Annotated in this window: 13 protein-coding genes and 1 pseudogene; 4 read left to right on the forward strand and 10 right to left on the reverse strand. The window is 72.6% G+C overall.

The features are described from left to right. Positions 1-146 precede the first annotated feature (146 nt). Together SGA01_RS15105 and SGA01_RS15110 are read right to left on the reverse strand one after the other, a co-directional pair. Positions 147-1,106, reverse strand: coding sequence for a universal stress protein (locus SGA01_RS15105; RefSeq protein WP_141297016.1), 960 nt, complete (start codon positions 1,104-1,106; stop codon positions 147-149). Between the two features lie 91 nt (positions 1,107-1,197). After that, a complete protein-coding gene (locus SGA01_RS15110) occupies positions 1,198-1,596 on the reverse strand; it encodes a DUF5997 family protein (protein ID WP_141297017.1) in 399 nt (132 codons plus the stop codon). Positions 1,597-1,660: 64 nt separating this feature from the next. On the opposite strand from SGA01_RS15110, the gene SGA01_RS15115 reads away from it, so the two are divergent. Together SGA01_RS15115 and SGA01_RS15120 are read left to right on the forward strand one after the other, a co-directional pair. Then, positions 1,661-2,542: a LysR family substrate-binding domain-containing protein gene (locus SGA01_RS15115; RefSeq protein WP_141297018.1), complete on the forward strand. Its 882-nt coding sequence runs from the start codon at positions 1,661-1,663 to the stop codon at positions 2,540-2,542. 93 nt (positions 2,543-2,635) lie between these two features. Next, entirely contained in the window at positions 2,636-3,214 is a 579-nt protein-coding gene (locus SGA01_RS15120; protein ID WP_141297019.1) for a Type-2Aa cytolytic delta-endotoxin, read from the forward strand. A gap of 64 nt (positions 3,215-3,278) precedes the next feature. Here the strand turns inward: SGA01_RS15120 and SGA01_RS15125 are convergent, their stop codons facing one another. The 3 genes from SGA01_RS15125 to SGA01_RS15135 all read right to left on the reverse strand — a co-directional run bounded on the left by SGA01_RS15125 (position 3,279) and on the right by SGA01_RS15135 (position 7,914). Next, entirely contained in the window at positions 3,279-4,937 is a 1,659-nt protein-coding gene (locus SGA01_RS15125) for an FAD-dependent oxidoreductase (RefSeq protein WP_141297020.1), read from the reverse strand. A gap of 38 nt (positions 4,938-4,975) precedes the next feature. Next, positions 4,976-5,878: an AurF N-oxygenase family protein gene (locus SGA01_RS15130; protein WP_141297021.1), complete on the reverse strand. Its 903-nt coding sequence runs from the start codon at positions 5,876-5,878 to the stop codon at positions 4,976-4,978. 200 nt (positions 5,879-6,078) lie between these two features. Further along, complete coding sequence (locus SGA01_RS15135; protein ID WP_229918458.1) at positions 6,079-7,914, reverse strand: S8 family serine peptidase; 1,836 nt, start codon at positions 7,912-7,914, stop codon at positions 6,079-6,081. Between the two features lie 375 nt (positions 7,915-8,289). Here SGA01_RS15135 and SGA01_RS42905 point away from each other — a divergent pair. Next, positions 8,290-8,961, forward strand: a pseudogene (locus SGA01_RS42905) (sigma-54-dependent transcriptional regulator); the annotation flags it as partial. Between the two features lie 29 nt (positions 8,962-8,990). On the opposite strand, the gene SGA01_RS41580 reads toward SGA01_RS42905, so the two are convergent. The 3 genes from SGA01_RS41580 to SGA01_RS15155 all read right to left on the reverse strand — a co-directional run bounded on the left by SGA01_RS41580 (position 8,991) and on the right by SGA01_RS15155 (position 13,188). Beyond that, entirely contained in the window at positions 8,991-9,365 is a 375-nt protein-coding gene (locus SGA01_RS41580) for a hypothetical protein (RefSeq protein ID WP_218037836.1), read from the reverse strand. A 130-nt stretch (positions 9,366-9,495) separates the two neighbouring features. Further along, positions 9,496-12,495, reverse strand: coding sequence for a carbohydrate binding domain-containing protein (locus tag SGA01_RS15150; protein ID WP_141297023.1), 3,000 nt, complete (start codon positions 12,493-12,495; stop codon positions 9,496-9,498). 225 nt (positions 12,496-12,720) lie between these two features. Continuing rightward, the gene (locus SGA01_RS15155) at positions 12,721-13,188 is read right to left on the reverse strand and encodes a MarR family winged helix-turn-helix transcriptional regulator (RefSeq protein ID WP_141297024.1); all 468 of its coding nucleotides are present in this window, start codon (positions 13,186-13,188) and stop codon (positions 12,721-12,723) included. 129 nt (positions 13,189-13,317) lie between these two features. Here SGA01_RS15155 and SGA01_RS15160 point away from each other — a divergent pair, with 129 nt between their 5' ends. Then, positions 13,318-14,796, forward strand: coding sequence for an MFS transporter (locus SGA01_RS15160; protein ID WP_141297025.1), 1,479 nt, complete (start codon positions 13,318-13,320; stop codon positions 14,794-14,796). Positions 14,797-14,847: 51 nt separating this feature from the next. On the opposite strand, the gene SGA01_RS15165 is transcribed toward SGA01_RS15160, so the two are convergent. Together SGA01_RS15165 and SGA01_RS15170 are read right to left on the reverse strand one after the other, a co-directional pair. Then, entirely contained in the window at positions 14,848-15,696 is an 849-nt protein-coding gene (locus tag SGA01_RS15165) for a VOC family protein (RefSeq protein ID WP_141297026.1), read from the reverse strand. A gap of 103 nt (positions 15,697-15,799) precedes the next feature. Continuing rightward, positions 15,800-18,616 (reverse strand): fumarate reductase/succinate dehydrogenase flavoprotein subunit, encoded by a 2,817-nt coding sequence (locus tag SGA01_RS15170; RefSeq protein WP_371866039.1) that lies wholly within the window; start codon positions 18,614-18,616, stop codon positions 15,800-15,802. Positions 18,617-18,624 lie beyond the last annotated feature (8 nt).

Genomic DNA, 18,624 nt, shown 5'->3' on the forward strand with positions numbered 1-18,624 from the left:
AAGAGCCGCACCCGCCGACGGAGACGTCCGAAGGCCCGCGTGACCCTTGACTCGGCTCTGGCCAGGCCCCCGGCGGGGCCGGTCGGGCACGGAGCCGTCGGCGACGGCCGACGACCGCGCGAACCGACCCGGACCGCCGGGGACTGTCATGTCCCGGAAGGCCCGGAGGCGCCCCCGGCCGGCGGGACCACCGCGACCGGGCAGTGCGCGTGGTGCAGCACCGCGTGGGCGACCGAACCGATGAGCAGCGAGCCGATCCGGTGCCGGTGGTGCCGCCCCACGACCAGCAGACCCGCATCCCGCGAACCCTCCACGAGCCGCCCCGCCGCGTCCCCCGGCACCACCGAGGGGATCAGCTCGACAGCGGGCCACCGCTCCGCGAAGGGCCGGAGCCGCTCCTCCTGCTCCAGCTCCGCTTCCCGCAGCAGCTCCGCCGAGTCGTCGGCCTCCGGCAGCGGCGGCGGCACCTGGAGCGCCGGGGAGGGGGCCGCGAGCAGCGCGCCCGGCTGCGGAGGCAGCCGGAAGGCGGTCACGGCCTCCAGGGGTACGCCGCGCTGCCGGGCCGACTCGAAGGCGAAGGCCACCACCTCGTCCGGGGTCTCCTCGGGGTGCAGGCCCAGCAGGACACGCCCCTTGTCCGGGCCGCCGGACGGCTCGACCGTCCGCGCCTCGTGCGGCACGACGACGAGCGGACAGGGCGCGGTCATCGCCAGCGTGCGGCTGGTCGAACCGAGCAGCAGTGACACGAAGCCGCCGTGCCCCCGGGAGCCCGTCACCAGCAGCCGGCCGCCCCGCGCCGCCGCCGGCAGCGCGTCGGTCACGGCCCCGTCGAGGGAGGCGTACCGGACGGGCACGGTGTGCCCGCGCTCCTCCACCACGGTCCTGACCGCCTTCAGCACGGTGTCGGGCAGCTCGGGTTCCTTGCCCAGGGAGGCGATCCGGGCGGCCCCGAGCTGGAGCGCGTCGGAGCGGACATGCGCCACCACCACGGGAGCGCCGAGGCTCTCCCCGGCGCCCAGGGCCCACTCCAGCGCGCGGAGACTGTGGTCGGACCCGTCCACGCCGACGACGACCGGGGGTTCGGAGGCGGTGCTCGTGTCACTCATGGGGACATGCCTCCCGCACTGGCCCGGACGCCACACCGGCCCGTACCGAATCGCTTCGGTACGGGCCGGTGGAGAAGGAGAAAGGGGGGCGTCAGGCGCTCTCTGCGCGGCGCGCCCGCTCCGCGTCCCGCTCCTTGATGCGGACGGTCTCGGCGCGGACCTCCGACTGGGTGGCCCGCTCCTTGCGCAGCCACGAGGGGAACTCTTCCTTGAGCGCGTCGATCTGCTCGGTGGTGAGCGGCTCGGTGATACCGCCGCGCGCGAGACCGGCGATGGAGATGCCGAGCTTGTTGGCGACGACCGGGCGGGGGTGCGGGCCGTTCTTGCGCAGCTCCTGGAGCCAGGCCGGCGGGTTGGCCTGGAGCTCGGTCAGCTCGGCGCGCGAGACGACACCCTCCTGGAACTCGGCGGGGGTGGCTTCGAGGTACACACCCAGCTTCTTCGCCGCGGTCGCGGGCTTCATCGTCTGGGCGTTCTGGTGCGACGTCATGGAGTCAAGAGTATCGAGCATGCGGGCGACCTCCGACCACGTCCGCTACCGGTAGCCTTGCGGGGTGACAGGCTCGGACGTTTCCCCCGCGGAATCCCCTACGGATTCCCCCGCCGCTTCCCCTTCCACCCCGGCATTCCGGCTCGCGTACGTGCCGGGAGTGACGCCCGCGAAGTGGGTGCGGATCTGGAACGAGCGCCTGCCCGACGTGCCGCTGACCCTCCTCGCCGTGACCCCCGCCGAGGCCTTCGGCGCGCTCCGGGACGGGGCCGCGGACGCGGGGCTCGTCCGGCTGCCCGTCGACCGGGACGACCTCAGCGCCATCCCGCTCTACACGGAGACCACGGTCGTCGTCGTCCCCAAGGACCACCTCTTCGCGGAGGTCGAGGAGATCTGGGCGTCGGACCTCGCCGAGGAGCTCGTCCTGCACCCCCTCGACGACACCCTGGGCTGGGAGCAGCCGCCGGGCCGCCCCGCGAACGAGCGCCCCGAGACGACCGCCGACGCGATCGACCTCGTCGCCGCGGGCGTCGGCGTGCTCGCCGTCCCGCAGTCCCTCGCCCGGCTCCACCACCGCAAGGACCTCACGTACCGCACGCTCAACGACGTCCCGCAGTCGCGCGTCGCCCTGTCGTGGCCGGCGGCCGAGGAGGCCCCCGACCTGGTGGACGAGTTCATCGGGATCGTGCGCGGCCGGACGGTGAACAGCACCCGGGGCCGCCGAGCCGAGGCCCAGAAGGGCCAGAAGCAGCCGAGGAAGGACCAGAAGCCCGCCAGGGCGGGTGGCGCCAAGCAGGGCGGTGCCAAGCAGGGTGGCGGTCCCAAGCAGGGCGGCACCAAGGGCGGCGCGCGTACCGCCGGAAAGGGCGCGACGGCCCGTAAGGGCGGCACCACCGGTGGCGCCGGACGCGGCAAGGCCGCCAAGCCCCGCCGCGGCCGCGGCTGAGCCCCCTGTCCGCACGGCGGACGGCCCTCACCGGGGGCGGGGCGTCTCGGCATACTGACCCCTCCTGATCATCGAGATCACGCAGGAGGAGCTTTGGCCGCCAGTTTCAGGACCGTCGTCGAGGTGGGTCCCGACCATCTCGAACGGGCCCGGTCCATCGACCGGGTGTTCCAGGAGGCGATCGCGCCCGCGACCGTCAACTTCGACTTCGACGCGATACGGGCGGCGGCCGCGGCCGTCCCCGACACCACCGTCGTCAGGCAGGTCCGGGGCTGGGGCCTGCAGGAGCACGCCCCCGTCCTCGTCATGGTCCTCTCCTTGAAGGAGGCCGTCCGGCAGGCCCTGCCGCCGGAGTACGCGGAGGCGGGTTTCTGGGGGACCGTCGAGCGGGAGCTCGTCGAGGCCTTCACCGGTCTCGCCGGGCAGGAGGGGCAGCCCGGACTCTCCTTCTACGAGGAGTCCGAGCAGCGCACCCGCTTCTACCGGGACCTGTTCTTCGCCCTTCAGGACGAGGACACCGGGGACGACATCTACGCCCTCGCCTTCTGCGTCGACGTGACCGTCGAACTGCCGAAGGCCGAGGCCACCACCCTGGAGCTGACGGACGTCGTCCCCTTCGCCGTCCGGCTCAACGCGATCCTGGTCCGCCAGGCGCCGACCGTCGCCGTCTGAGCCGTACCGGCCCGCCGTCCCGGGCCGGACACCGCAGACGGCTGACCGCGGATCGCAGTTCACCTCAGACCAGGTGGCGCCACCGTCCGGCCCGAGCCGCCGCGACGAGCTCCGGCACCGTCGCCAGCTTGACCCGGGGGCGCCCCGCGTCCCGGCCCCGTGCCCGCTCGGCACGGTCGATGGCCGCGAGACCGCGCGCGTCGACGAGACCGGTGCTGCGGCTCCGTACCAGCTTGCGGAAGGCCTGCGGCGTACCCGCGGGGGAGGGCAGCGCGCCCGCGACCGCGTCCGCGAGCAGGGTCCCGACCGTCTCCTCCGCACACGCCCGGTTGGCCCCGATGCCCCCGGTGGGCCCCCGCTTGATCCAGCCGACGACATAGCCGCCGGGCAGTCCGCTCACCCGTCCGGCCTCGTGGGGCACGGTGCCGGTGGCCTCGTCGAACGGCAGGCCGGCCAGGCGGACCCCGCGGTAGCCGATCGCCCGGACGAGGAGGCCCGCCTCGATCTCCGTGGCCGTCGGCGAGCCGTCCTCCGTCACCCGGACCGCCCGCACCCGCTCCGTACCGACCGCCTCGACCGGCGCCGAGTGGAAGCGCAGGACGATCCGGTGCCGGTCCGGCGCGGGTTCCCGCGTCCAGTCGACCGTCTCGCGGGGCACGTCCCGCAGGAGCGCGGCCTTGTCGCCGGGCGCGGCCGTGTCGATGGCCTCGCCGGTGCGCGGGTCCCGGTCGTCGACCAGCAGCTCGACCCCCGGCAGGTGCTTCAGGGCGAGCAGTTCGGACGAGGTGTACGCCGCGTGCCCGGGGCCCCGGCGGCCGAGCAGCACCACCTCGCGCACCCGCGTGCCGCGGAGCGCGGCGAGGGCGTGGTCGGCGATGTCGGTGGCGGCGAGGGAGCCGGGGTCCATGACGAGGACGCGGGCGACGTCGAGGGCGACGTTGCCGTTGCCCACGACCACCACCCGCCCGGCCGAGGGGTCGACCGCGTCCGGGCCGGTCTCCGGGTGGGCGTTGTACCAGGAGACGACGGAGGTCGCGGAGACGCTGCCCGGCAGGTCCTCGCCGGGGATGCCGAGCCGACGGTCGGCGGGCGCGCCCACCGCGTAGATCACCGCGTCGTGGTGGGCGGCGAGTTCCTCGACGGTGACGTCCCGGCCGATCTCCACGCCCAGCCGCAGCTTGACGCGGGGGTGGGCGTGGAAGCGGGCGAGGGTCTCCCCCGCACCCTTGGTCGCCGGGTGGTCCGGCGCCACGCCGTAGCGGATGAGACCGCCGGCCACCGGCAGCCGGTCGATCAGCGTGACCTCGGCGTTGGTGTGCAGGAGCAGGTCCTCGGCGGCGTACATGCCCGCGGGTCCCGTGCCGACGACGGCGATCCGCAGCGGGGCGAAGTCGGAGGGCAGGGAGCGGCGGAAGGCCGGCTCGCCCCAGGTGTGGAAGGTGGGCGAGGCCTTGGCCGGCGGGGGCGTGCGGTCGGCGTAGTACTGCGCGTTGATCGCCTCGTACTCCCGCAGGCGTCCGGTGAGGCGGTCCGCCGGGAAGATCGCGTCGACCGGGCAGGCGTCGGCGCAGGCGCCGCAGTCGATGCAGGACTTCGGGTCGATGTAGAGCATCTCCGTGGTCCCGAAGTCCGGCTCCTCCGGCGTCGGATGGATGCAGTTGACCGGGCAGACGGCGACGCAGGTCGCGTCGTTGCAGCAGGTCTGGGTGATGGCATAGGTCATGTCGTCGACTCGACTCTGGTGCGGGGGACGGGCGGGGGTCAGATGAGGTGGGCGCGCCGGTAGAAGAAGAGCGCGGGCCGGGTGAGCATCCCGACGTCGGCCAGGAACTCCATGAGACCGGAGCAACTGGCGCGCAGCTGCGCCTTGTAGTGCTCGTTGGCGGCCGCTTCGCGGCGGGCCCGCTCGGGGTCGAGCCCGGCCCGTACGTACACCTCCGGGTTCACCAGGCTGGTGATGATGTAGTACGCCGCGATGGCGACCACGAGGGCCTGGAAGTGACGGCGCGTCCTGCTCGCGCGGGCGAGATGGCGGCGCGTCTCGTCCCGGGCGAACTTCATGTGCCGGGATTCCTCGACGACATGGATGTTGTTGATGGTGCGGACGAAGGGGACGACCCGCTCGTCGCGCATCCAGTCGCGCTGCATGACGTCGAGGACCTCCTCGGCGACGAGGATGCCGGCGTACGCGGCCTCGCCGAAGCCGACGGTCTTCATGAAGCGCCCGAGCTCCAGCACGGCCCGCCTGGGCCGGTAGGCGGGTGCGCCGAGCTTCTGGGAGCCCCGGGCGAACATGATCGAGTGCCGGCACTCGTCGGCGATCTCGGTGAGGGCCCACTGGAACCGGGGATCGGTGTGGTCCATGAGGTAGATGTCGCGGAGCACCATCTGCTGGAGGATCATCTCGAACCAGATGCCGGTGCTGGCGACCGAGGCGGACTCCTGCCGGGTCAGCTCCTTGCGCTGCTCCTCGGTCATCTCGTGCCAGTAGGCCGTGCCGTAGAGGGAGTTCCACTCGGGGCTCTGGCCGTGGAAGTCCTTGTCGAGCGGGGTGTCCCAGTCCACCTCCACGGCGGGGTCGTACGAGAGCTTCGCGGCCGACAGGAGCAGCCGCGCGGCGACGTCGTCGTCCTCGTGGTCCGGGCGAACGGTGCTGCTTGCCATGGTGCGGCTCCTTGGGTCGCGCGAGCGGCTCGGGAGCTTGTTAGACATCGCGTCTAGCAAGCTTGTTAGACGGAACGTATAGCAAGGGTCCCGGGCAGGCCTACCCCTCGGAGCGGACTTTCTTCCACGGGAGTTACCCCGGGTACGCGAACGGGGCCGGAGCCAAGGCGGCTCCGGCCCCGTTCCCGGGTCGGGACGTACTAGAAGGTCAGGTTCCAGGCGTCGATCTTGCCCGTGTCCTGGCTCGCGTTGTCGTTCACGCGGAGCTTCCAGACGCCGTTGGCGACCTCCGCCGAGGCGTTGACCGTGTACGTCTGGGCGATGTTGTCCGTGCCGCTGCCGGTCCGGTTGTGCACCGTGTAGACGGTGCCGTCCGGCGCCACCAGGTCGACCTTCAGGTCACCGATGTAGGTGTGCTTGATGTCCACGCCGACCTTGAGGGTGGCCGGGGCGTTGCCCGTCACGCCGCTGACCGTGATCGAGCTCTCGACCGTGGCGTTGTCGGCGATCGTGACGTCCGCCAGGTTCTCGAAGTACTTGCCGGGCGGCGGGGTGGAGCCGCCGACGGCCTTCAGGGCGTCGACCGCGCCTTCGCCGAAGAAGCCGTTCTTGGTCGAGGTGCCGGTGCAGCGGGCGTCCGAGGGGCACGCCCGGTCCGTCGCCTGGACGCCGAGCTGGTCCCGGATCTGCGCCGGGGTGAAGGACGGGTTGGTGCTCGCGATCAGCGCCGCGACGCCCGCCACGTGCGGGGAGGCCATCGACGTGCCGTTCATGTTGCCGTACTTGCCGCCCGGGAGCGTCGAGTAGACACCGGAGGCGCCGTCGCCGCCGGGGGCCGCGATGTCGATGATGCCGTTGCCGAAGTTCGAGTACGAGGCCTTGGCGCCGCCGTTGCCCTGCGCGGCGACGGTGACGACGCCCGGGAGCTCCGTCGGGATGTCCATGCAGGCGTTGGTGATGGTGCGGGTGACCGGCGTCGAGTCGTTGGGGGACTCGGAGTCGGTCGTCTTGTTCGCCAGGTCGTAGTTGGAGTTGCCGGCGGCGGCCACCTGGAGCGAACCCTTGCCCTCGGCGTACGCCTGGGCGCGGCGGACGCCCTCGATGATGGCGGCCTGGTCCACGTTGTCCGGGCAGTTGAACGCCCACGGGTCCGTGTAGTAGCTGTTGTTGGTGACCTTGAAGCCGTGGTCACCGGCCCACACGAAGCCGCAGATCGTGTTCTCCGCGAAGAACAGGCTGCTGGTCGGCTCCGCGATGCGGACCGAGGAGATCTTCACGCCCGGCGCGACGCCGATGACGCCCTTGCCGTTCTTCGCCGCGGCGATCGTGCCCGCGACGTGCGTGCCGTGGGTGCCGACGTCACGCCAGGCCCCGGCGCGGGTGTCCGCCTTGCCGTAGGCGCAGGACGCCGAGTCGGCGGCGTTGAAGTTGGGCGCGATGTCCTGGTGCTGGTCGTCCACGCCGGTGTCGAGGACACCGACCTTCACCGACGACGAACCGGTGGTGACGGCCCAGGCCTGGTCGGCCTTGATCTGCGTCATGTCCCAGCGGTTGGACTCCGTCAGCGTCGTCGCGGACTGCGACGGGTTCGCCGGGAGCGCCGGGTTGTAGGCGTCGGCCGGGACGTCGGACGTCCGCGTCGCGCCGACCTGCTGGACGCCGCCGACCGTGCGCATCGACGAGGCGAACGACGCGGACGTCGAGTGCGCCACGATCACGCCGATCGCGTCGTAGGTCGCGAAGACCGAACCGCCGTTGCTCGCCACGGCGCCGCTGACGGCGGAGGTGCCGCCCGGCGCGGTGATCACCAGGTAGGCGCGGGTGCCCGCGGCCCACGCCGCCGGTGCCGCGGCGGCCATGGCTGTGGTCGTGGTCGTGGTGGCCTGGTTCGCCCCCGCCGAAGCACCCGCGACAGGCGCGGTGTCCGACGTTGCTGCCTGGGCGAATCCGGCGGGAGCGGCGAGCGCCACGGTCGTACCGAGCGCCGCCACGGCGACGGCCGAGACTCTCAGCCGGCTGGATATCTGGGAAAACAATGCGTCCTCCGATGACCCGGTGACGCGGGTGGCGCCGGCCGGGCCCTGTGATGTGTGGGGTGGACGCAAGATCCCAGACTCGGGGAACGGAAGGAAGCATTCTGTCCGAGAAGCCTGTTCGCGTTACGTACTGTTGACCTATCAGCGCCGGGAAGGCGTGCGAATCCGCCTTCCTGTCCTGTTCGTTCTCCGGCGATCCCTGTCCGCTCTCCGGCGTTCTCCGGAGGCGTCCGGAGAGGCTCACCCTCCCCCGCACGGTCTTCGGAACGTGCGGCGACGGACAGCCTGCGCGATGATCGGCAACTGTGAGTGACGGAGGTGCGGAGCCGGAGACCGTCCGGGCCTGGGTGGCCTTCCACCCGCCGGCACCGGCCCATGGCCCCTGCTGCGCGCCGGAGCCTCGGACGTCCTCGCCTGGCCGCCTTCAGCGACGCCTCCGTGCTGATCACCGGGGAGAGCGGCACCGGAAGGGAGCTGGTCGCCCGGCTCGTCCACGCCCTCGACCCCCGGCGCGGCGACGAGCAGCTGGTCCTCCTCGACTGCACGACCATCGTGCCCTCGCTCGCGGGCAGCGAGTTCTTCGGCCACGAGAAGGGGGTGTTCACCGGAGCCCTCGCCTCCCGGGACGGCGCCTTCGCCCTCGCCGACCGGGGCACCCTCTTCCTCGACGAGGTCGGCGAACTCACGCCGGACCTCCAGGCCGAGCTGCTCCGGGTGGTGCAGGAGGGCACGTACAAGCGGGTCGGCAGCAACGACTGTCGCACCACGGGCTTCCGGCTGGTCTGCGCCACCAACCGCGAACTGCGCACGGAGGAGGGCGAGCGCCGCTTCCGTTCCGACCTCTACCACCGCATCGCCGCCTGGACCTGCCGGCTGCCGAGCCTGCGCGAGCGCACCGAGGACATCCTGCCCCTCGCCCGCCACTTCCTGCGCGAGGCGGGCCGGAGCGACGGATCACCCGCCGCCGAGGACTTCGACCCCGCCGTCCAGAGGCTCTTGACGGAGCGTCACTATCCGGGAAACATCCGCGAGTTGCGCCAGCTCGTGGGGCGCACGGCCCGCCGGCACGGGACCGATCAGCGCCGGAGACGTACCGGCCGAGGAACGCCCGGGGGAGCGCCGGGAGGACCCGCCGGTGCCGCCGCGCGCAGTGCGGCCAGGATCCGGTACGGCCCCGGCGCCGGGGCCGTACCGGAACGGGCGCCGCCCGCGAGGCAGGGGCACGGACATGGGAACGACCCCGTCGCCGAGCCCGCGGCGGGAGCCCCGCACAGCGGGCAGGACACCGGGGCGGGGTCCTCTTCGAGCGCGGGGTTCTCCGTGAGCTCCTGCGTGACGCGGGCCTCCAGGTCGAGGGCGGGAAGCTGGAGGAGGGAGGCGAAGGCCACGAGCGCGGGAGAGGTGTGCAGGGCCATGGCCGGTGTCGGCGCGAACTCCATCCCGGCAGTCATCCGGCTCTCCTCTCCCTCACGCGGGAGTAGGGCCCCTCGCGCCCCCGCCATCCCACCGTCCGCCGGTGCGGAGGACGTGTCAAACGGGCCGGTACGGGGCGGCCGGCGCCGCCCGCCCGTACGGCGTCCGTTACTTCAGGTACGGGCCCGGGGCGCCGATCCTGCCGGTGCCGTTCAGGACGTACACCCGCAGATTGCCCTTGCCCGGCGCGCCGACCGAGAGCGTCCCGTTGGAGACGGTCCGCACGTCACCCGTGACGGCGTCGGTGTACGTGCCGTTGGGGATGCCCGTGTAGGTGGCGCCGCCCGAGATCGTGACGAGGGCGAAGCTGTCCGTCGTGCCGCTGGTGTAGCGGCGCTTGAAGGCCATGCCGCCCTGGATGCCCTCGGTGGAGTACTGGCCCATCTGGAGCGCGGGGATCGCCCGGCGGATCTGGTTGAGCCGCTGCACGTGCTGCGCCAGGGGCTGCTGGAGCGTCGTGGCCACGGCTCCGGAGGCCGAGGAGACCTGGGAGAAGTCGGAGGCCGTGACCGAGCCGGCGACGTGGTCGCCGAAGTACGCGCGGCCGGTGGTGGCGAGCGGGCAGGACGGCCCGCAGTCGATCTTCTTCCCCTTCTGGAACTCGATCTCGGAGCCGTAGTACAGCGTCGGGATGCCGCGGAAGGTCCACATCAGCGACATGTTCTCGGCCCAGGCGTCGGTGCCGCCCGTGTAGCGCTCGCTCGACTTGTTGGGGCCGTAGTCGTGGCTGTCGACGTAGACGACGTTGTAGGTGGCGTCGTTGTAACTGTCGTCCGAGTCCTTGCCGTTGGAGAAGGCGTTGTACGCGTCACCGAAGTTCATGTGCATGCGCATGTCGATGACGTTCATGCCGGAGAAGCGGCTGTGGTCGGGGGCGTGGTAGGCGTTCCCGTTCAGGAAGGCGTTGGTGGAGGTGGGCTGGCTGCCCGTGCCCTGCTGCTGCTCGTAGTCGTACATCTCCAGGGCGGCCTTGGTGTCGTCGGCGTCGTACTCCTTGCGCTCCTTCCAGGTGAAGAACTGCGCCGAGTGGTTCACCGAGCCGCGGTTCCACTTGTCGTTGACGAAGGCGGCGACCTCACCGAACACGAAGAAGTTCCTGGCGGCTTCCGCGCCGTGACGCTGTGTCACCCGCTCCTGGATCGCGGGCAGGAAGCGGCGGTTCCAGGTGGTGCGGGGGATGTGCACGGCGGTGTCGACGCGGAATCCGTCGACGCCCATGTCGATGTACTTGTTGTAGGCGCCGATCAGGTAGTTCTGCACGGCCGGCGATTCGGTGTTGAAGTCGGCCAGGTCCTCGTGCAGCCAGCAGGAACGCGAGTCCTCACCCTCCCAGTTGCCGATCCAGCACTGGTGGAAGAGGTCCTTCGGGAACATGCCGGACGTGGGGCTCGGCCACTGGCAGTTGTAGACCGTGTAGCCCTCGGCGCTCTTGCCTCCGGTGGGCTTGCCCCAGTTCAGGCAGGTGTTGCCGGTGGGCTCGGCCGTCGACCACAGGTCGCCGTTGTAGTACGACTTCCCGGACTTGGCGTCGACCGTCAGGCCGTCGTACTCGAAGCCGGGCTGCTTCTCGTCGTAGTACCAGCTCCACTGACTGTCCCGGACGCCGTACACGGTGGGCGTGAACAGGCCCTTGGCGCCCCAGCGGGAGGAGTGGTTGTAGACGACGTCCTGGTAGATCTTCATGCCCTTGGCGTGGGCGGCGTCGATCAGGTCCTGGTAGGAGGCTCCGGCGGACTCCAGGCGGGGGTCGACCTTGTAGAAGTCGTAGCCGTGGTAGCCGTGGTAGTCGTAGTCCGAGCGGTTGAGGACCACCGGCGTGACCCATATCGCCGAGAAGCCGAGACCCTTGACGTAGTCCAGCTTCTGGATGAGCCCCTTGAAGTCGCCCCGGAACATGGGGTCGTCGTTGGCCGCGTTGCCGGACTTGGTGTGCTGGCTGCCGCCGCGGTTGTTCGACGCGTCGCCGTCGTTGAAGCGGGCGGTGAGGACGAAGTAGATCGGGTCCTTCCGCGGGTCGGTGCCGAGCGGCTTCCCGGCGGACGGGGTCTGCGGCTTGTCGCCCGTGGTCGCGGTCGCGGCGGCCGAGGCGGCGGAGACGTTCCCGGCGGCGTCCACGGCCTTCACCGTGTAGCTGTACGTGGTGCGCTCGGCGAGTCCCGTGTCGGAGAAGACGGTGGAGCCGACGTCGGTCACGACCGTGCCGCCGCTGCCCCCGGCCCGCGTCACCTGGTACTTCGTCACCCCGCGGTCGTCCGTGGCGGGATCCCAGGTGAGCAGGACGGAGACGCCGTCGGCGGCCGCGGTGACGCGCGCGGGTGCCGTGGGCGCCTGGGTGTCGGGGACCGCGGCGGCACACGGGTCGGAGGCGTTCGCCGTCACCACGTTGTTCCGCACGGTGCTGACGCCCGTACCGATCGTGTAGTCGGAGCCCCGGTTGTTGTCCCAGGTGCCGTTGCCGTTGTTGAAGGCGGCCTTGAGGGAGGCGGCCGACCCGAGGTCGACCTCCCGCTTCCACCAGCCCGTGCACGCGGCCTGCATGCCGACGCCGGGGACGGTGGTCCAGGCGCCGCCCGCGGGCTGGTAGTGGAGGTTGACAGTGGACCAGCCGAGCGCCTCGGTGGAGTAGTAGACCGTGGCCTTGGCCGCGGGGGTCGGCGTGGGGGTCGGCGTCGGCTCCGTCCCGGCGCAGGGGTCGGAGTGGGCGACGACCCCGTCCTTGACGGTGATGGAGCCGGTGCCCAGGGCGTAGTTCCTGCCGCCGTTGTTGTCCCAGGTGCCGCTGCCGTTGTTGAACGTGGCCTGCAGGCCCGTCGCCGTACCGAGGGTGACGGTCTTCTTCACCCAGTCCGTACAGGCCGCTTCCATGGCGACGCCGGGGACCGTCGTCCAGGAGCCGCCGTCGGGGGCGTAATGGAGGTTGTGGAGCGTCCAGTTCTTGGTCTTCGTCCAGTAGAAGACCGTGGCCGTGTTCTCGGCGGCGGCCGCGACCGGTGCGGTGCGGGGCGAGGCCACGCCGGGTGGCGTGGCGACCACCAGGCCGAGGACGCCGGCGGCGGCCGCCAGTGCGGCGACCGGGCGGGCCGGCAGCCGTCTGCGGGTGCGTGTCATCTGAATCTCCAGGCAGGGGGCAGCCGCGTCCCCGATCGGAGCCGGGCGCCGGGCGGACGGCGACGAGCTCCTTGGAAACGCAGTCGGAAACTTTCAGAAACATCTTGCGTGGCCGGAAGTTACCGCTGCGGGGCCCGCCCGTAAAGGGATTCGACGGAAGCGGGGCCCGCGGCCTGGAACAGGCCACGGGCCCCGCTGGGGTGTGGGTGCGGAGTGGATGCCCCGTCAGGGGCGGGGCCAGGGGCGGCCCTCCAGGCGCTCGATGTCCCGGTTGAAGCGTTCGAGGAAGCTCGCGAAGTGGGCCACGTCCTCGGGCGACCAGTGCTCCATGACCCGCTCCAGGCCCTCGATGTTCGAGGCCCGGTCGGCGTCGAGGCGGGCCTCGCCCTCCTCCGTGATGCGGAACTTGCGGGCGATGCCGCCCTCGGGGTCGGGGATCCGCTCGACGACCCCGGCGCGGAGCATGGTGGCGGTCTGTCGGTTGAGGGTGGAGGCGTCGAGGCCGAAGGCGTCGCTGAGCTGCCCGATGGACATCGGCCCGTGCATGCGGATGCGGCTCAGCAGGACGTACGCGCTGCGGTCGAGATGGCCCCCGGCGGCGCGGGAGCGGGGTGCGTACAGGTGGGCGTGCCGGCCGAGCAGCATGGTCTCGAACTCGACCAGGTGAGTGGGCTTGTCCACGGGCTTGTCCATGGGGGCATTCTCTCTCGCGACGAGATGATGTGCATCATGCATGACTTGTGCATGTAGCACGAGATGTGCATGATGCATATTCGTAGGACAACGTGAAATCGTGAATCGTGGAACACCCAGGGAGAACCCGTGGACGGCTCCAAGCCCGAAGCCCGCACCGGAGGCGTCGTCGGCGTCCTCGCCCTCGCGGGCATCGTGGCCGCACTCATGCAGACCCTGGTGGTGCCGCTCATCGGCGACCTGCCGAAACTCCTCGACACCGCCCCGTCCAACGCCTCCTGGGTGATCACCGCCACCCTGCTCGCCGCGGCCGTCGCCACCCCCGTCGCCGGACGCCTCGGCGACACCCTCGGCAAGCGCCGGGTCCTCCTCGCCTCGGTCGTCCCGCTGATCGCCGGCTCCGTCGTCTGCGCGCTCGCCTCGTCCGTCGTCCCGATGATCGTCGGACGCGGCCTCCAGGGCCTCGGCATGGGCGTCGTCCCCGTCGGCATCAGCCTCCTCCGGGACGTCCTGCCGCCCGAGAAGCTCGGCGGCTCCATTGCCCTGATGAGCGCCTCCATGGGCGTCGGCGGCGCCCTCGGCCTGCCCTTCTCGGCCGCCGTCGCCGAGAACGCCAGCTGGCGCGTGCTCTTCTGGGTCGCCGCCGCCTTCAGCGTCCTCGTCGGCATCCTGATCTGGCGCGTCGTCCCCGCGGGACCGCGCAACCCCGCCCCCGGCCGCTTCGACGTGGCGGGCGCCCTCGGCCTCGGCGTCGGCCTCGTCGCCCTGCTGCTCGCCGTCTCCAAGGGCGCGACCTGGGGCTGGGGCAGCGGCACCACCCTCGGCCTCTTCGCCGGCTCGGCCGTCGTCCTGCTCGCCTGGGGCGCGTGGGAACTGCGGACCCGGGACCCGCTCGTCGACCTGCGGGTCACCGCCCGCCCCGTCGTCCTCCTGACCAACGCGGCCTCGGTCCTCGTCGGCTTCGCCATGTACGCGCAGTCCCTGGTGGTGCCGCAGCTGCTCCAGCTGCCCGAGGCCACCGGCTACGGCCTCGGCCAGTCGATGATGGCGATGGGCCTCTGGATGGCCCCGGCGGGCCTGATGATGATGGTCCTGGCCCCGCTCGGCGCCAAGCTGTCGGCCGCCCGCGGCCCCAAGGTCACCCTCTCGGTCGGCGCCCTGGTCATCTCCGTCGGATACGCCTCCTCCCTCGCCCTGATGGGCTCCACCTGGGGCCTGCTGGTCGTGACGCTCATCTGCAACACCGGGGTGGGCCTCGCCTACGGGGCGATGCCCGCGCTCATCATGGGCGCGGTCCCGCAGGAGGAGACGGCCTCGGCCAACAGCTTCAACACCCTGATGCGCTCCATCGGCACCTCCGTCTCGGCCGCCGTCATCGGCGTCGTCCTCGCCCAGATGACCACCACGCTCGGCGGGCACGTCCTGCCCTCCGAGGACGGCTTCCGCACCGCCATGCTCATCGGCGCCGGGGTCGGCCTGGTGGCCGCCGTGGTCGCCGCGCTCATCCCGGCCAAGGCCCCGTCGACCGCCCCGGACGGCAAGGCCGATGCGGTCGCAGACGACGCCGGTTCCGAGGGTGCGGACGCCGAGCGCGCCGCCCTGCGGTAGCCCCGTCACCGCCCCGCCGGGAGCGGACGCGCCGCCGCAGGGCCCCGACGGTCACTCAGCCGTGACCGCGGGGTCCTCGGAGGTGTCCGCCTCCGTCGGCGCGTCCAGCGTGAACAGTGCGCCGTCCGGGTCCCGTACCACCACGCGATGGTCGTCGGCGCCCTTCGGAGCACGCACACCGCCCCACTCGCCGCCCGGCACGACGGCCCCGCCGTGCTTCAGGACGGCGGCCGTCGCCGCCTCCAGATCGGGCACCCGGAACCGCACGAGCCAGCGCGGACGCAGCTGCGGACGAGGCGAGGCGGACTCGACGGGGCCGCTGTTCAGCCGGGCGACGGCCTCGCCGTGCCACCGCAGCACCACCTGGTCACGCTCGTACGAGACCTCGCAGCCGGACGGGCTCCCGTCCGCCCAGCCGAGCACCCCGCCGTAGAAGACGGCCGCGTCGAACGCGTCCCGCGTGTGCAGCTCCAGCCACGCCGGCGCCGCCCGCTCGCCCACGCGCCAGCGCGAGATCAGCCGCCCCTCCCACACGGCGAACGCGGCGCCCTCCCGGTCCGTGGCGAGCGCCGCGCGCCCCCGGGGCGGGAAGGCGACCGGGCCCACACCGACCGTGCCGCCGCGCTCCCGGATCCGCGCCACCGCCGCGTCGGCGTCGTCCACCGCGAAGAACGCCGTCCAGGCCACCGGCACCGCCATCTCGGAGGCGACCGCCGCGATCCCGGCCACCGGCACCCCGTCCCGCTCGCCCACCGCGAACTCGTCGCCGAGAGCGCCCCGGCGGAAGGTCCAGCCCAGCACCTCCCCGTAGAAACGCTCCGCCGCGTCGAGATCGCGCGCGGCCAGACTCAGCCAACACGGCGCGCCCATTGCCTCCGCGCTCACCGCCACCCTCACCATCTCCTCGGTCCACCATCCACGGCGGCGCGCCCGACGCCGCCCCGCGCCCCCTTCCCCGTCCGACCGCCCCGCATGCGGGCGTTCACCCATGTGCCACCGAACCTCACGCGCGCGGCACGCGGGAGGCGTAGGCGCGGACGTCCGCGTCGGGGTCGTCGGCCGCCCCGGCGAGGGCCGTGCGGGCCGCCGGGTCCGCGGCGTGCCGGAGCAGGGAGAGGACGGTTGCCTTGCGGACGTCCGCGTTGACGTCGCCAAGGGCTCCGGCGAGCGCGGGAACCGCCGGCGCGGGCGGAGCGGCCCGCAGCGCGGTCGCCGCACCGGCCCGGACCTGCCAGGCGGCGTCGGCCAGCGCCGCCACCGCGGGCGCCGCGTACTCCGGCGGGCAGCCCGTGCCCGCCAGCGCGGCCAGCGCGGCTCCCCTGACCAGCGGGTCGGGGTCGTCGAGCAGCGGGTCGAGCGGCTTCGGGGCGGGGGCGCGCACGGCGGCGAGTCCACGGGCCACCGCGACCCGTACCTCACGGGCCGGATCGGCGGCGGCCCCCGCGAGCTCCTCCACCGCGTCCACGGACACCAGGGCACGGACGGCCTGGATACGGACCTCGACTCCGGCGTCGGCGAGCGAGGCCGCGTACAGGGCGGCGTCACCGAGCCGCAGGGCCCGCAGGACGTCCAATGCCGCCACGCGCACGGCCTGGTCGGGCACGGCGAGTGCCTCCCGCAGCCCCGCCGCGAGCAGCGGCTCGGCGGGCAGGACCTCGACCAGCTCGCGCAGCGCGGCCGCGGCGGCGGCCCGCACGCGCGGGTCCGCGTCCCCGAGGTGCGCCGCGAGCGCCGGTCCGGTCCCGGCCGGGGCGGTCTCCCCGAGCGCGGTGACGGCGGCGGCCCGGACCGCCGGATCGGCGTCGTCGAGGTAGGGCCGGAGCGCCGCGAGGTCGGGGGACTCCTCGACGAGCGCGAGGAGGCGCAGCAGGCGGAGACGGGGTGCGGGCGCGGGGGCGGCCCCCACCGGGTCGGCCCCGGCGGAGTCCGGCGTCGTGGGCTCCGCCGCGGGCTCGGTCCCGGTCGTGGCCCGGCGGGCCGTCGGCGCCCCGTCCCGGGGGCCGGCCGTCGCCACCGGGACGAGCTCGACCTCGCCGAGCGGCCGCTCGGGACCGCCCGGCGGTGCGAACTCCGCCACCGGCACCACGTACGGCTCGACCGGTCGCGCCGTGAACTCCATCGCCCCGGAAGGGGACTTGCGCAGGTCGAGGTGGTGCAGCCAGCTCTGGTCGTCACGCTCCGGGTGGTCGAGACGCTCGTGGTAGAGCCCCCACCGCGACTCCTTCCTGGCCAGCGACGCCCGAGCCGCCATCTCGGCGCAGTCCCGGATGAAGCTCACCTCCGCGCACCGCATCAGCTCGTGCGCCGTGTTCGCCCCCATGCCGGCGATCTCGTCGGACATCCGGGTGAACGCCTCCACCGCCAGGGACAGTTTCGCCCCGGTCTTCGGCGGCGCCACGTAGTCGTTCACGAACCTCCGCAGCTTGTACTCGACCTGCGGCTGCGGCGGCCCCTCCGGGTTCCGGAGCGGCCGGTAGACGAGCTCGTGCGCGGCGGCCAACTGGTCCGCCGGAAGCTCCCCTTCGTAGGCCCGATACCCCGCTGCGTCCTCGCCCGCCAGATCGCCGTAGACGAAGGCGCCGATCATGTAGTTGTGCGGTACGCAGGCCAGGTCGCCGGCCGCGTACAGCCGGGGGACCGTCGTGCGGGCGTGGGCGTCCACCCGTACCCCCGAGGCCGAATGGCCGCCGCACAGGCCGATCTCCGAGATGTGCATCTCGACGTCGTGGGTGCGGTAGTCGTGCCCCCGCCCCTCGTGGAACGTGCCCCGGGTGGGCCGCTCCGTGGTGTGGAGGATCGACTCGACGGCGCCGATGGTCTCCTCAGGGAGATGGCTCATCTTGAGGTACACCGGCCCCCGGTCGGAGGCGAGTTCGGTCGCGAACTCGGCCATCATCTGCCCCGACCAGTAGTCCGACTCCACGAACCGCTCACCGTGCCGGTTCACCTGGTACCCGCCGAAGGGGTTGGCGACGTAGGCGCAGGCGGGGCCGTTGTAGTCCTTGATCAGCGGGTTGATCTGGAAGCACTCGATCCCGGTGAGCGCCGCTCCCGCGTGGTACGCCATGGCGTAGCCGTCGCCCGCGTTCGTCGGGTTCTCGTACGTCCCGTACAGATACCCGGAGGCGGGCAGTCCGAGGCGGCCGCAGGGGCCGGTGGCGAGGATCACCGCGCCGGCCCGGACCGTGACGAACTCGCCGGTACGGGTGTGGAATCCGGCGACGCCGACGGCCCGGCCGTCGTCCGGGTGGGTGAGCACGCGGACCGGCATGACCCGGTTCTCGATCCGGATCCGCTCCCGCATCTCCCGGCGCCGCAGCTGCCGGTAGAGGACCTTCTTGACGTCCTTGCCCTCCGGCATCGGCAGCACGTACGAGCCGGACCGGTGCACCTGGCGGACCGCGTACTCGCCGTGCTCGTCCTTCTCGAACTTCACCCCGTACGACTCAAGCCGCTGGACCATCGCGAAGCCGCGGGTCGCCGTCTGCCGGACGGTGGACTGGTCGACGAGACCGTCGTTGGCGCGGGTGATCTCGGCGACGTAGTCGTCGGGTTCGGCCCGCCCCGGGACGACCGCGTTGTTGACCCCGTCCATGCCCATGGCCAGGGCGCCCGAGTGCCGGACGTGCGCCTTCTCCAGGAGCAGGACGTTCGCACCGCGCTCGGCGGCGGTCAGCGCGGCCATGGTGCCTGCGGTGCCGCCGCCGACGACGAGCACGTCGCAGGAGAGCTCGGTCGCGTCGGCCAGGGAGGGGATGGCGAGGGCCGGGGTGGCGGCGGCCGGGACGCCGGGGGCGGGGGCGGCCAAGGGGGTGCTCACGGGATGCC

Source organism: Streptomyces gardneri (assembly GCF_006539185.1).
Lineage (GTDB): Bacteria > Actinomycetota > Actinomycetes > Streptomycetales > Streptomycetaceae > Streptomyces > Streptomyces gardneri.